This is a genomic window from Micromonospora sp. NPDC023888, assembly GCF_040639415.1.
Classification (GTDB): Bacteria; Actinomycetota; Actinomycetes; order Mycobacteriales; family Micromonosporaceae; genus Micromonospora.
Window position 1 is genome coordinate 142,314 of the sequence record NZ_JBEZZW010000003.1, and the last position, 14,288, is coordinate 156,601.

8 protein-coding genes are annotated in these 14,288 nt (G+C 71.3%); 5 read left to right on the forward strand and 3 right to left on the reverse strand.

Annotated features, from left to right (window positions below):
• Nucleotides 1–31: 31 nt before the first annotated feature.
• Both AB0F61_RS03725 and AB0F61_RS03730 read right to left on the reverse strand, forming a co-directional pair.
• A complete protein-coding gene (locus AB0F61_RS03725) occupies nucleotides 32–1,489 on the reverse strand; it encodes a hypothetical protein (protein ID WP_357802961.1) in 1,458 nt (485 codons plus the stop codon).
• 226 nt (nucleotides 1,490–1,715) lie between these two features.
• Nucleotides 1,716–3,056, reverse strand: a complete 1,341-nt coding sequence (locus AB0F61_RS03730; protein ID WP_357802963.1) for an O-antigen ligase family protein — start codon at nucleotides 3,054–3,056, stop codon at nucleotides 1,716–1,718.
• Nucleotides 3,057–3,321: 265 nt separating this feature from the next.
• On the opposite strand from AB0F61_RS03730, the gene AB0F61_RS03735 reads away from it, so the two are divergent.
• Entirely contained in the window at nucleotides 3,322–5,328 is a 2,007-nt protein-coding gene (locus AB0F61_RS03735; protein WP_357802965.1) for a heparinase II/III family protein, read from the forward strand.
• A complete protein-coding gene (locus tag AB0F61_RS03740; protein WP_357802967.1) occupies nucleotides 5,325–6,506 on the forward strand; it encodes a glycosyltransferase family 4 protein in 1,182 nt (393 codons plus the stop codon). The genes AB0F61_RS03735 and AB0F61_RS03740 overlap by 4 nt, the downstream gene beginning before the upstream one ends.
• Nucleotides 6,507–6,554: 48 nt before the next feature.
• Here the strand turns inward: AB0F61_RS03740 and AB0F61_RS03745 are convergent, their stop codons facing one another.
• Entirely contained in the window at nucleotides 6,555–8,702 is a 2,148-nt protein-coding gene (locus tag AB0F61_RS03745; RefSeq protein ID WP_357802969.1) for a bi-domain-containing oxidoreductase, read from the reverse strand.
• 198 nt (nucleotides 8,703–8,900) lie between these two features.
• On the opposite strand from AB0F61_RS03745, the gene wecB reads away from it, so the two are divergent.
• The 3 genes from wecB (at nucleotide 8,901) to AB0F61_RS03760 (ending at nucleotide 14,231) form a co-directional block, all read left to right on the forward strand.
• Nucleotides 8,901–9,983 carry a UDP-N-acetylglucosamine 2-epimerase (non-hydrolyzing) gene (gene wecB / locus AB0F61_RS03750; RefSeq protein ID WP_357802970.1) on the forward strand — a complete coding sequence of 361 codons (1,083 nt, stop codon included), beginning with the start codon at nucleotides 8,901–8,903 and terminating at the stop codon, nucleotides 9,981–9,983.
• Nucleotides 9,984–10,114: 131 nt separating this feature from the next.
• Nucleotides 10,115–13,219, forward strand: a complete 3,105-nt coding sequence (locus tag AB0F61_RS03755) for a M14 family zinc carboxypeptidase (protein ID WP_357802972.1) — start codon at nucleotides 10,115–10,117, stop codon at nucleotides 13,217–13,219.
• A 91-nt stretch (nucleotides 13,220–13,310) separates the two neighbouring features.
• Entirely contained in the window at nucleotides 13,311–14,231 is a 921-nt protein-coding gene (locus AB0F61_RS03760) for an NAD(+)/NADH kinase (RefSeq protein WP_357802974.1), read from the forward strand.
• The last annotated feature ends 57 nt before the right edge of the window (nucleotides 14,232–14,288 follow it).

Genomic DNA, 14,288 nt, shown 5'->3' on the forward strand with positions numbered 1-14,288 from the left:
GCCCGTGCTGCCCGCCCGCGGGGCGTGACGCCTACCCGCGGGAGGCCCGCGCGGCGAAGGTCGGGGCGGAAGTGGGCGGCCGGCGTTCGCCGAAGAGGGACTGCATGACGTGCAGGACCAGGAGCGTGGCCATCCCGACGATGGATTCCGGCGCCATGCCGAGCTGGTTGTTGGCCGGCACGTAGACGACGAGAATGCAGAGCTGCGCGAAGATCAACGACGGGATGACCCGGCGGGACGACACCGCCGCACGCCACGAGCCGGCGAACAGCCATCCGACCAACCCCATGAACAGCGCCGCGCCGGGGAAGGTGAGGTCCGAGGCGAGCCAGGGATAGATGGTGGCCCAGTACATGCGCGCCGGCCACCCCATCTCGTTCTCCGTCCGGTCGGGGAAGCTCGGATGTTCGGTGAGGTCCACGTCGAAGGTCTGCTCGGCGAAGATCGCGGCGGACGGTGCGCTGCCGAGACCACGGGACCACTCGAAGGGCACCTGCAGGTTGTAGGACAACCCGAGGTAGCCGTGTGTGGGATAGCCGATGATCGCGGCGATGCCCTCGGCCATCGGTTTACCGACGACACGTTCCACAGTCGGGTTCACGTGCACCACGGCACCCGTGGTGCCGAACTCGGCCGCCCGCGTGGCGTGATTGTGGATCATGTAGGTGGCGAGGAGCACGAACGCCCCGACGACGAGCATGAGCGCCCGGCGTCGGCGGGAGTAGGTCCGCGGCCGGTGCCGGACCGCCGCCCACGCGATCAGCATTCCGGCGGCGAGCATGATGACGACGTCGCCGAGCCCTTTCATCGTGCCGATGAAGAGGTAGAACGAGATGTGCGTCGCCGTCGCGGCCACTCCGGCGAGTCGCAGCCATCCGGGGAGGCTGGGCCAGTGCACCACCAGCAGCGGTACGAGGGCCACGCTGAGTACGCCGAGCGGAACCAGGGCGGTCATCCACGGGCTGGTGTCGCCGAGCCCCTGCTGATAGACGTCGAACTTGTTGACGTAGCCGGCGGCGGGGGCCTGGATGTTCGCCCACACGCTGCTGGGGCCGGTGGCGCCGAACTGGGTCAGCCGCGTCAGGCTCACGACGACGTAGTAGACCGCACTGGCCAGGACCAGTTGACGCACCAGCCGGACGCGTCCGATGGAGTGCGACGCGGCGGCTATCGAGGGTGGACGGCGGGCCATCTGCGCCACGTATCCACCGGCGAACAGCGCCGTCGCCACGAGCACGAAGGCGGAGAGCTTATAGGGGTTCGTGACATCGCGGGCCAGTCTCGTCATCCAGAACGCGCCGAACGTGCCGAGCATCCACAACAGCGCCAGCGCCAACGGCAGCCAGGTGACCGTTCGACCGGCCGGTGTGGGGCGGAGCGCCGCCACCGTCGGGGGTACGCGGTGCTCAGGTCGCGGCGCGGCCCGGAGCTGGAGGTCGCCGACCGGCGAGCGGTGCCGGCCACGACTGAATTCCTCGACGGCGGTCACCGAAGACCTCTCCCGGCCGAGCGGCCAGCCCTGGACGGTCGCGTGACGACCCGGCCAGGATTCCGAGATTGCACTCGCCCACCCTCCACACTGTTGAGCACCCGACGACCGTGCGCGCTCCACCGTCGTGCCAGCCCGGGTTCCGGCGGCACGCACGGCGCTCCGCCACGTTTCGGACCGGTCGACTGACTGTCAGTAGTCACTGAACGAGCCAACGATCGGGTGGTCACCGGGTGATGGCCCCCGGCCAGCTCAGGACGGTCGTCCCGGTCGGGCGCAGAGCGGCACGGACCTCGACCGTGCCCGGCGGGTGGTTCGCTCGCCGTCCCGGGTCGTCCGCGCTCCGACGGCTGGCGGCCTGGACCGGCAGCATCGACAGCAGGGCGAGTGCCAGCCACGATCCCCGCTCGAACTCCCACACGCCGGTCAGCCAGAGCGGAAACGCCCCCACCAGGAAGAGCCCGGCGACCCGGAGCCCGACCGGGCACTGCGCCGCCCGCCGGGCGAGCACCACCCCGAAGAGGGCGGCGACGCCCAGCAGGCCCACCAGACCCAGGTCCACGGCGACGGCGAGCACCGCGTTGTGCGGGCGGATGCCCAACGGGTTCCAGAGCTCGAAGGTTCCCGCGCCGCCGCCCACCCAGAGGGCGTCCCACCAGTAGGAGGACGCGTACCGCCACAACTCGAGACGGCTCAGCACGTCGCCGGTCGCCGCCGAGCCGATGACGTCGTCCGCCCACACCAACGCGCTCTGCCCCAGACCGAGCGGCACCGCCACCAGCAGCGTCGGCACCACGGCGACCGCGGTCACCCAGGTCACCCGGGGACCGACCTCGCTGAGCAGCGCGTACACCACCACGAGCAGCAGGGCGACCAGGGCGCCCTTGGTGCGGTTCAGGAAGATCCCGGACGCCAGCACCGGCAACGCGGTGATCAGGCCGATGGTGACGAGCCGCCGTCGGCCGCGGATCTTCAACAGGCCCAGCGCCAGGACGAACGCGGTGACGCTGGAGTAGGCCGTGAAGTTGATGTTGGTGCCGTCGATGCCGAAGCGCACCGCCATGTCCATCGCGCTGGCCTGTCCGCCGGCCCCGCGCGCCTCGATGATCAGGTGCCACGCGGCGATGGCGCACCCGACGATGTACGAACCCCCGACCGCGAGCAGGTGCTTCGGCGTGGTGGCGACGTGGCGGACCGCGACGAACAGCAGGGCGGCCGAGGTGTACGCGAGGGCCACGCTCCGCGTCTGCGCCACGTCACCGGACCAGACGACGGTGAGCTGCGCCCAGGCCGCGACCGCGACCGCCAGCACGTCGGGCAGTCGGGGACGCGGAAGGCGGCAACTGAGCAGGATCGCCGCGCCGGAGGCCTGCAGGACGCTCAGCCAGGCGTTCGCCGACGACGCCTGGAAGGCCGCGACACACAGCAGCGCGACGGCGAGGGTCTGCACCGTCGTCCGCCAGCCACCCGGTGCGGTGCCGGCCTGGGCCCCACCTGCGGGACCGGCCCCGGCCGGAGGCGGCATCGGCGAGCGGGATCCGAGCCCTGCCCGGGTTTGCGCTGTCACGACCACTCTTTCTCATCCCTTCGGCGACCTTCGCGACGTCGGCACTGAAGCGGCACCCGCGACCTCGTCACTGAAGCGGCACCGGCGGCGTTGGACACAGGACAGATCGACGACCCGCACCGACCGACGCGCGCGCCGCCTCGACTCGCGTACCGCCCGAGCGCGTCCTAAATGCCCGATTTGAGCTGCGCATGCAGCTTCCTACACGGGCGGTTCCGGTCGGGACGAAACGACAGAATCGCCATTGCCCAAGGGGACGTTGAAGGTGAAACCCGATCTCCGCGCGATCGCCGTGGACATGCGCGCGCTGGGCCTGTCAGCGCCGCTGCGCGCGGCGTACGAGGCATCCAAGCGCACCGGATTCCACGCCGTCCTGTTCCGCGGGGAGGCGCACCGGCACCACGCGGCGGCGGTGGTGGTGCCGCTGACCAGCATGCTGCCCATCGGCGACGCAGCGCGGCAGCGGTGCCTGGACGACGCCGGCCACGTGCTCAACGACGGGCTCCGGGTCTTCGGCGCCCGGGTGGCGACAGGCGTGTCGGCACCCTGGGGCACCGACCCGCTGACCGGGCGGCAGTGGCCGGCGGGCGACCCGTGGTGGCGCATCGACATCCGCTCCGAGGCTCGCCTGTCGGACGTGAAGCACACCTGGGAGGCGGCACGCCACCGCGACCTGGTCGTCCTGGCCCGCGCGTCCCGCCTCGACCCGGCCGGCCCGTGGCAGGGCGGCCTCGACGAGCTGCTGCGGGCCTGGTGTACGCAGTCCCCGCCGGAGCGGGGCGTCAACTGGTACTCCAGTCTGGAGCTCGCCCTGCGCGCCATCGCCTGGAACCAGATCCTCGCGCTTGTCGGCGACCGACTACCCGGCGACGTCGGGACCGCCATGGAGCGGCTGCTGCTGTCCAGCGCCCGGCACCTGATGGTCGAGCTGCCCTACACGCTGAGCAGCATGCGCAACAACCACCTGCTCGGCGACGCGCTCGGGCTGATGCTGCTCGCCCGGATGTTCCCCACGGCTCGGCGCGCCCGCTGGTGGGCGCGGACCGGCGAGAAGATGTTCGCGGCTCAGCAACGCCGACACTTCGGAGCCGACGGCCGGATGATCGAGGACTCGCTGTCGTATCACCGATTCGTCGTCGAAATGCTCATCGTGCGGGTGTTGCTCGGCGGCGCGCCGTCACGCGTCCACCGTGATCTGCACGCCGCCAGCCTGCACCTGGCCCGGCTCGGGGTGTTCGACGGGGACGTCCCGCAGTACGGGGACTGGGACGAGGGACGGGTGCTCGCGTCCTCCGGCGACCCGCTCGACGTGGCCGGCTCCGCCGCGCTCGGGCTCGCGCTGTGCGGCGAACGGCTGCCGGCGCGGTGGTACGCCGACTTCGACGAACTGGCGTGGTACGCGCCCCCGCCTGGCCCCGAGGCCACCTCCGAGGAGTTCCCCGCGGCGATGCGCCAGCGGTCGACCGCGACGACCTCGGGGGGCATCGCGCTCGTCGACCGGGGGCCGTGGCGGGTGTGGTTCAAGGTGGACGCCGGCCCCTCGCACGGCCACGCCGACCTGACCTCGGTCTGGATCAAGCACGACGGCCGGTGGCTGATCGCCGATCCGGGCACCGGCACCTACAACGGCCCGCTCGAGGTACGCAACGGGTTGCGCACCTCCGCCGCCCACCCGGTACGCCGGCCGGACGGGCAGGACCAGCTCGTCCCGCACCGGGCGTTCCGCTGGCTCAACGCCGGCCGTGGGCACCTGGGCGCACCGCTCGTCCTGCCGGACCGCACCATCGTCTTCGGGTGGCACGACGCGTACGCGCGCGGCGAGCACCCGGTGCGTGTCGGCCGCGCGGTCGTGGTGGCCGAGCAGTACGTGGCGATCGTCGAGTTCGCCGACCCGCCGGCGGCCGACCGGTCCTGGTCGCTCACCGTTCCGCTGCACCCCGACGTCACAGTGGACAACGACGCGCTCATCGCCGGCGGGACCAAGCTCGGCCTGATCGGGCTGGACGGGTACCAGGCGGTGCGCGGACGGTCGACGCCCTTCGCGGGCTGGCACAGCCGGACGTACGGACGCTGGGAGCCGGCGACGTGGATCACCGCCGAGAGTCGGGACGACACAGCTCTGTGGGGGCTCGGCGCGATTCCCGGGCCGCAGGCCGACCCGACCTCACTCGACGATTTCCGGTACCAGGTGACCTGGAGCGACGCGGGCGCCTCCCTCACCGTCACCCACCTCGGATCAGGAGACGTCCACCACGTGCGAGCACCGCGATGACACCACGCAGAGTCCTCGTCCTCAACCACTTCGCCGTGCCCCCGGGCCATCCGGGCGGCACCCGGCACGTCGAGCTGTTCAGCCGACTGCCCGGCTGGACGCACGTGATCATCGCGGGCCGCCGCAACATGATCACCGGCCGGCCACAACGTGCGGCGCCGGGGTTCCACCTGGTCGCCGTGACGCCGTACCGGCGCAACGGCCTGGGCCGGGTGGTCAACTGGGCCAGTTACGCGGTGACGGCCACGGCGGCCAGCCTGCGGCAGCCCCGACCCGACGTGGTCTACGCCTCGTCGCCGCACCTGCTGGCCGGCCTCTCCGGCTGCGTCGTGGCGACACTCCGGCGCACCCCGTTCGTCCTGGAGGTCCGGGACCTGTGGCCGCGCGTGCTCGTCGAGATGGGCACGCTGTCGGAGACGTCGGTGGCGTACCGGGCGTTGGAGCGCCTCGAACGGTTCCTGTACCAGCGCGCCGACCGCGTGGTGATCATGGCGCCCGGGGTACGGGCGGCGATCGAGGGCAAGGGCGTGGCGCCCGAGAAGATCGCCTTCATTCCCAACGCGGCGGACCCCGAGGACTTCGTCCCCAGCCGACCCCGTGCCGAGCTGCGGCGACGATACGGGTTCACCCGCCGTACCGCCGTCTACGCTGGCGCACACGGCCCGGCCAACGGCCTCGACCTGCTACTGGCCGCCGCCGAGGCGGTACCGGAGATCGACGTCGTGCTGGTGGGCGCGGGGATGGAGAAGGCACGCCTGCAGGCGAAGGCCCTCGGCATCCCCAACGTCCGCTTCCTGGACCCGGTGCCGAAGTCGGAGATCCCCGACCTCCTGCACGCCGCGGACGTCGGCGTGCACGTGCTTGCCGACGTCGAGTTGTTCCGGGCCGGGGTCAGCCCCAACAAGGTGTTCGACTACATGGCCGCCGGGCTGCCGATCGTCACCAACAGCCCGGGGACCGTCGGCGACCTCGTGCTGGGCGCGGACTCCGGATACGTGACCCCGCCGGGCCACCTCGCCCACGGCCTCGCCCAGCTCACCCAGGCGAGCCCCGACGAGCTGGCCAAGATGGGCGCCGCCGGCCGGAGTTGGATACGGGCGAACCAGTCGCGTACGGCGATGGCGCACGCCCTCGGGCGGCTGCTCGCTCCGCTCGTCGACGGCGACGCACCGCGCTGACCCGGGTGCGGCGACGCACCGCGCTGACCCGCTGCCGGGCGCGGCGCGTCAGGGGGTGGAGCCGGCCCGCACGCTCTCCATGTCGACCTGGGTGGGCAGCCGCGAGGGGTGTTCCTCCCGAATGCCCGCCAGGGCGGCGATCGCGGACAGCGCGGCCTTCGTCGCGCCGAAGGACGCGTCCAGCTCCCGTTCGTCCGGCGCGTTCCCGGTGACCACCGCTCGGGTGCGGGCGAGCAGCTCCTGGTGTCCCTTGCCGCCGGGCACGCGCTTCACCTCCCGGCCGTCGATCTCCAGGCGCCGAAAGTCGTCGATCACCACGGTGTGCCCACGCCCGAGGACCTCCAGGCGCTCCTTGGGCGTGCGCCGGTGCCCCCGGGTGGAGTACGTGATCGTCGCCGTGGACCCGTCCGGGTATCCGAGCAGGACACTCACGTCCTCCTCCAGGCCCGGTTCACCGCGACCGCTGCCGTACGCGTGCACGACCCGTGGCTGCTCGCCCACCAGCCAGGACGCGAGGTCCATGAAGTGGCACACCTCGCCCCGGATGCGGCCGCCCTGGCGGCGGTCGTGGTACCAGTGCGCGGCGGGTAGCTGCCCGGCGTTCACCCGGTAGGCGACGGTTATCGGGCCGGAGCCGGCGGCCAGGGCCGATCTGGCGTGCACGACCATGGGCGCGTGCCGACGGTTGAACCCGACGAACAGGTGGCCGGAGTTGCGGTCGTAGGCGGCCCTGACCTCGTCGAGTTCGTCCTGGGTCAGCGCGAGCGGCTTCTCCACGAAGACGTGTTTGCCGGCGTCGAGCGCCTGCACCACCAGGCGGGCGTGCGAGTCGTGGCGGCTGAGGATGAACACCACGTCGATGTCGTCGCGGACCAGCAGGTCCTCGACTGTCGGTGCCACCACGGCGATGCCGTTGCGCTCGGCGGCGTGCCGCGCTGACAGGCCCTTGGCCGACGTGATGGCGACGAGGTCGTCTCCCCACCCCGCCGCCTTCAGCGCGGGCAGGAACGTCGCCTTGGCGTAGTTGCCGGCCCCGATCAGGCCGCCCCGCGGCGACGTCGAGGTGCGGCGCGGCCGGACCGTGATCGTCTGCCGGGACCGCTGCGCGGGAGCCGAGTAGCTGAGCTGCACCGCGAGCGAGCGCGGGTCGGAGGCCAGCACCTCGTAGGCTGCCGTGGCGCACTCCACCTCGAAGACATGCGTGACCAGGTCGTCGACCGCGACCCGACCACCGGCCACCAGGTCGAGGTAGGCCTCGACGTTGCGCCGGGCCGTCCAGCGCACGTGGCCGATCGGGTAGTCGATGCCCCACTCCTCGTAGGCCCGGTCGTGGCGGCCGGGACCGTAGCTGCGCGCGAACCGGAGATCCAGCTCGCGCTCGTAGAAGCGTCGACGGTCGAGGTCCAGACCGACGTCACCGACCACGACCAGTCGGGCACGGTCACGGGCGATCTCGGTGCTGCGCGCGACCGGCTCCGACGAGGCCGTCGCCGCCGTGATGAGGACCGCGTCGACGCCTCGGCCACGGGTCAGTTCCATGATCTGCTCGGTGGTCGCCGCACCCGCCTCGACCAGGCCGACCGCACCGCACTCGCCGGCCAACTGTGCGGTCCAGTCGCGCAGGTCGATGCCGATGACGTGGAGCCCCGAGGCGAGCGCCAGTCGTACCGTCAGTTGCCCGACCAGGCCGAGACCGACGACCGCGACCGAGCCGCCGAGACCCACCTCGGCCTGCCGCAGGCCCTGCATGGCGATCGCCGCCACCGCGCCGAAGGCGGCCGCCTGGTCGGACACCGAATCCGGTACGGGCACCGCGAGCAGACCGGGCACCGCCTGGTACTCGGCGTGCCCCACGGACGCCGTGGCCACGCGCATCCCGGGTCGGATGCCGTCCGTCGCGGCGCCGGCGGTGACGACGACACCAGCGGCGCTGTAGCCGAGCGGCATGTCCTCGTCGAGCCGGCTGCGCACGGCGGCGAGCGTCGAGCGGACTCCCCCGGTGCGGGCCCGGTTGACGACCTGGCGGACCAGGTCCGGCCGGGCCCGTGCCTTGCGCAGCAGACTCGCCGATGCCAGCTCACGCACGGCGCGTTCGGTGCCCGCGGAGAGCAGGGACCTGCGCGTGGCGACGAGGACCTCGGTGGGACCAGGCTCCGGTTGGGGAACGTCGACGATTCGCAATTCTCCGCCGGACACCGATTGGACGATCTGCTTCACGCGGCTCTGCCTGCCTTCGGGAATTAAGAACATCATTCACGGCAGGTCACCGGTCCGGCGACGCACACCGCAACGCATCCGTCATTCGACATTCTATGACGATTAGATGCCTTAAACTGGATAACTTGTACTATTGGCGCGCCGCCGTTGATTCGCACCGAATTACCGAGGAGATCCATGCCAGCCGACGCCGTTCTGCACGTCGCGGGTGCACGTCCCAACTTCCCCAAGGCAGCACCGGTGATCCGTGCGCTGGAGCGGCACGGCGTGGCGCAGCGCCTCGTCCACACCGGACAGCACTACGACGAGCGGATGTCCGAGGTCTTCTTCCGGCAACTGGGCCTGCCCGAGCCGGACATCAACCTGGGGGTCGGTTCGGGCAGCCACGCGAGCCAGACCGCGAGCGTCATGACCGGCCTGGAAGAGCTGATGATCGCCGACCGCCCGGCGCTCACCGTCGTCTACGGGGACGTCAACTCGGCACTCGCCGCCGCCCTCGTCGCGTCGAAGCTGGGCATCCCGGTCGCGCACGTCGAGGCCGGCCTGCGCAGCTTCGACAGGTCCATGCCCGAGGAGATCAACCGGATCGTCGTCGACCACGTGTCCGACCTGTTGTTCGCCACCAGCCCCGACGCCGTGTCGCACCTCGGGACCGAAGGCGTCGCGGCCGAGAAGATCCATCTGGTCGGCAACCCGATGATCGACACTCTGCTGGCGAACCTCGACCGTTTCGACGTCGCCGGCATCCGGGCGGCGCTCTCGCTCCCCGACCGCTACGTGGTCGCCACGCTGCACCGACCGGGCAATGTCGACGATGCGACAGACGTCGTCGACCTCGTCAAGGCGATGCACGCGGTCGCCGACCAACTCCCCGTCATCCTGCCGCTGCACCCACGCGGCCGGCGTCACCTCGAAGGCGCGGGTCTGCTCTCGCACCGCGCGCTGCGGGTCGTCGCCCCCCTCGGTTACCTGGAGTTCGTCAGCCTGGTCCGCGGCGCGGCGGTCGTCGTCACCGACTCCGGCGGGGTGCAGGAGGAGACGACGATGCTCGGCGTGCCCTGCCTGACGCTGCGGCCCAACACCGAACGCCCGATCACGATCACACACGGCACCAACCGCCTCGTCACCCGGTCGACGCTCGCCGAGACGGTGGCGAGCACGGTGGCTATGCAACGGCCTGCCGTCTGGCCCACACCACCGATGTGGGACGGCGCGGCGGGCGAGCGCATCGCGCGCATCATCTCGGCGACACTCCGGTAGCCAGCTCACCACACGATCACAGCCGGCACCGGCACCAACACGGGCAGCCACCTCGCGCCCATCGAACTATTGACATCGATCGGGCCGCACCGAAGGCTCGCGCCTACAGGTCCTTCACCCAAGGAGGCGCGATGAGACCGAGACGACTGGCGATCGCCGGCGTGCTCACCCTGCTCGGCGCACTGGCACTGACCCCACCCGCCAGCGCGCGACCGTCGTCCGATCCGGACACCCGGGACGGCCTGGAGGTGTACGTCGGCACTGTCGACGCGAAACAGCGGGACCAACTACGCGCGGCGGGGGTCGACCTCGGCCACGACGCGAAGACCGACGCGGCCGGACAGACCACCGTCGAGACGGTGCTCAGCCGCCGGCAGGCCAAACGGCTCACCGACCAGGGCGTCCCGCTGTCGGTGAAGAAGGTCCGCGGCAAGGACGCCTCGCAGGCGCTGCGGGAGCAGGCCGCGGCCGGCTGGACGGCGTTCCGCCCGTACGGGGAGCCGGGCGGCCTCCGGGACGAGCTGAACGCCACCGCCGCCCGGTTTCCGAAGCTGACCAAGGTGGAGACGCTCGGCCGTAGTCAGCAGGGCCAGCCGATCCTCGCCCTCAAGGTCACCAGGAACGCGCGGACCGTGCCGGACGGGCAGCGACCGGCGGTGCTCTACGCCGGTGCGCAGCACGCCCGCGAATGGATCACGCCGGAGATGACCCGCCGGCTGATGCACCACGTGCTGGACAGCTACGGCACCGACCGGGAGATCACCCGTCTGTTGGACACCACCGAGCTGTGGTTCCTGCCGGTCGCCAACCCGGACGGCTACGACCACACCTTCACCCCCGGTAACCGCCTGTGGCGCAAGAACCTGCGGGACAACAACGGCGACGGGCAGATCACCTCTGTCGACGGCGTCGACCTCAACCGCAACTTCAGCTACAAGTGGGGCTACGACAACGAGGGCTCGTCGCCGGAGCCGAACAGCGAGACCTACCGGGGCCCGAGCCCCAACTCGGAGCCGGAGACCAAAGCCCTGGATCGGCTCTTCAAGCGGGTCGGGTTCGAGTTCTTCGTCAACTACCACTCGGCCGCCCAGTTGCTGCTCTACGGCGTCGGCTGGCAGGTGAGCACCCCCACCCCGGACGACGTGATCTACGAGACGATGGCCGGTGACGACGCGCACCCGGCGGTGCCCGGCTACGACCCGGACATCTCCGCCGAGCTGTACACCACGAACGGTGACACCGACAGCCACGCCACCGTCAAGTACGGCACGTTGGGCTTCACGCCGGAGATGTCGACCTGCGAGGCCGCCTCGGCGGTCGACCCGGACGACGAGTGGCGCCCGGAGGACTGCGCGAGCGAATTCATCTTCCCCGACGACGAGGCCCTCATCGCCGGTGAGGTGCAGAAGAACCTGCCGTTCGCGCTGGCCGTGGCCCGGTCGGCGGCGGACCCGGACGACCCGGTGTCGGTGGTCGGCCGCAGCACCCCGGACTTCGTGGTGGACGCGTTCGACACCTCGTACGGGCGTACCCAGCAGGTCGCCTCGATCACCCGCCGGGCGCTGAAGAACGTCCGGATGCACTACACGGTGAACGGCGGGCGACCGAAGACTGTCGCGGTCCGCGAGTGGCGCGGCGGCGAGCGCTACGGCGACACGAACGACGACTACTACGCCGAGCTGCGGGGCACGGTCACCGGCGCGAAGCCGGGTGACCGGGTGGAGGTCTGGTTCACCGGCAACAAACCGCGAGCCGGGGTCGTCGCCAGTCAACACTTCACCTACCAGGTGCACCGCGACATCGGCGGCGACGTGCTGATCCTCGCGATGGAGGACGTCACAGGCCTCAGCCCGGCGCAGACCGGCACCACCGCGAAGTACGCCGACGAGGTAGCGGCGTCGCTGAGCGCCGCCGGGCGCAGCAGCGACGTGTACGACTTCGACGCGTCGGGACGCTCCGCGCCGCACCCGCTTGGCGTGCTGTCGCACTACAAGGCGGTGGTCTGGGAGACCGGCGACGACGTCATCCTGCGCTCCCCCGGCCAGGTGCCCGGCACCGCGGCCAAGGCGGCGCTCGACACCGAGCTGGCCGTGCGGGACTACCTCAACGAGGGCGGCAAGCTCCTGATCAGCGGCCAGTACGCGCTGTACGCCCAGGGCGCCAACGGGTCGTACGTCTATCACCCGGACGCGCCGCCCGAGTGCACCGACGCCGATTCCGCCACCTGCCTGCCGTTGTTGAACGACTTCCAGCAGTACTGGCTGGGCGCGCACACCTACGTCAGCGACGGCGGCACCTCCCCGGACGGGGGGCCGTACCCGGTCGCCGGGATCGACGGGGCGTTCGCCGGCTTCAGCGGGCAGCTCAACGCGCCCGGGTCGGCGGAGAACCAGGAGCACAGCGCGTCGTTCCTGACCACGTCGAGCTTCCTGCCGCCGGACGAGTTCCCCCAGTTCGCCAGCTCCGCGCCGGTGGGCTGGACCCGGCCGGGCAGCGCGCCGTTCGATCCGCGTACCGGTGAGTGGTACCTGCACAGCGGGCAGAGCGACGAGTCGTACAAGCGGCTCACCCGCACGGTGGACCTGACCGGGGCGAGCGGCGCCGAGTTGCGCTTCTTCACCTCGTACGACATCGAGCAGGACTGGGACTTCCTCTTCGTCGAGGCCCACGAGGTGGGCAGCGACAACTGGACGACCCTGCCGGACGCCAACGGCAAGACCAGCACGGCCACCGGGGAGAGCTGCCTCAGCGACTGGGACGAGCTGCACCCGTTCGTCACGCACTACCAGGGTGCGGACTGCTCGCCCACCGGGAGCACCGGCAGCTGGAACGCGGCGACCGGCGCCTCCGGCGGTTGGAAGGAGTTCGTGGCGGACCTGTCCGGTTACGCCGGCAAGCAGGTCGAGGTGTCGATCTCGTACGTCTCGGACTGGTCCACGCAGGGTCTCGGCGTCTTCCTGGACGACGCCCGGGTGCTTGTCGACGGATCGACCGTGGCGGAGACCTCGTTCGAGTCGGCCGACCTGGGCGGCTGGACGGTGGCCGGGCCACCGGCCGGGTCCGGTGGTAACGCCACCGACTGGTCGCGCAGCCAGCGGGCGTTCGAGGAGGGCTCGGTGGTGGTCACCGGCGACACGGTGTACCTGGGCTTCGGGTTGGAGGGTCTGCCCCCGGCGGCCCGCGACGACCTGGTCGCCCGCTCGCTGCGGCACCTCACCGGCAAACCCCGACCCTGACGGCGGCGAGGTGCGCCGGCGGTCCCCCGACCGCCGGCGCACCTTCGGTGTACGCCGGTCGCGGCCACCACGGATGTGGTGAGCTGTACGGGTGTCGGGGCTGGGACTTGTGCTGCACCCCACCCGGGATGTCACCGAGGTGGTCGGGATCATCGAACGGTGGGCGACGCGCCACCACAAGACGCTGATGGTGCGCGAGGAGGACCAGCACCGGGTGCCGTCCTGCATCGAACCGGTGCCGGCCGACGAGGTCGCCGCCCGTTCCGACGCGTTGATCAGCATCGGCGGCGACGGCACCATGCTGGGTGCGCTGCGCTCCGCCGTCCTCGACCCGAAGCCGGTGCTCGGCGTACACCTGGGTCATCTGGGGTTTCTCGTCGAGGTCGAGCCGCCGGAGCTGCCCGACGCGCTGAGCCGGCTGCTGTCGAAGGACTTCACCATCGAGTCGCACGCCTGCCTCGCCTGCGACGTGTGCGGTGACGACGTCGTGGCGTTCAACGACATCGCGTTGGTACGGCAGCCCGGCTCCGGCTTCGTCAGCCTCACCCTCGGCATCGACGGCCAGCAGTACGGCTACTACCGCAGCGACGCCGTGGTGGTGAGCACCCCGATCGGCTCGACGGCGTACAGCTACGCGGCCGGTGGTCCGCTGATCTCCCCCGCCGCGGACTCGGTGGTGATCACGCCGTCGGCGCCGATGGCCGGGATCTCCCGGTCGGTGGTGCTCTCGCCGGACGAGAAGATCCGGTTGGAGCTCCGGCCCGGCTCGTCGCCGGTCGTGGTGGAGATGGACGGGCTGGTGTTCCGCGACGCGGCCACGGAGGGGGCCGTGGACATCACGTACCGCCGCAACGCCGGCCTGGTGGTCCGCTTCGACCCGCTGCGCTACCAGGAACGCAACCAGTTGAAGATGACCCTGCTCGACCTGCCGTTCCTGCCGGAGCAGCTCCGCGAGCTGCTCCCCGAAGAGCTACGCCGACGCGCCCAACAAGAAATCCCCCCACCCTGCTGACCCCACCCCCCACCCCCTGCCCCTGCCCCGCCCCCGTCCCGCCCGCGTTGATCATGA

Bases quoted from the DNA above. Each gene is read 5' to 3' on its own strand.
- wecB (WP_357802970.1), top strand. From the start codon at position 8,901: ATGCCAGCCGACGCCGTTCTGCACGTCGCGGGTGCACGTCCCAACTTC.
- AB0F61_RS03740 (WP_357802967.1), top strand. From the start codon at position 5,325: ATGACACCACGCAGAGTCCTCGTCCTCAACCACTTCGCCGTGCCCCCG.
- AB0F61_RS03755 (WP_357802972.1), top strand. From the start codon at position 10,115: ATGAGACCGAGACGACTGGCGATCGCCGGCGTGCTCACCCTGCTCGGC.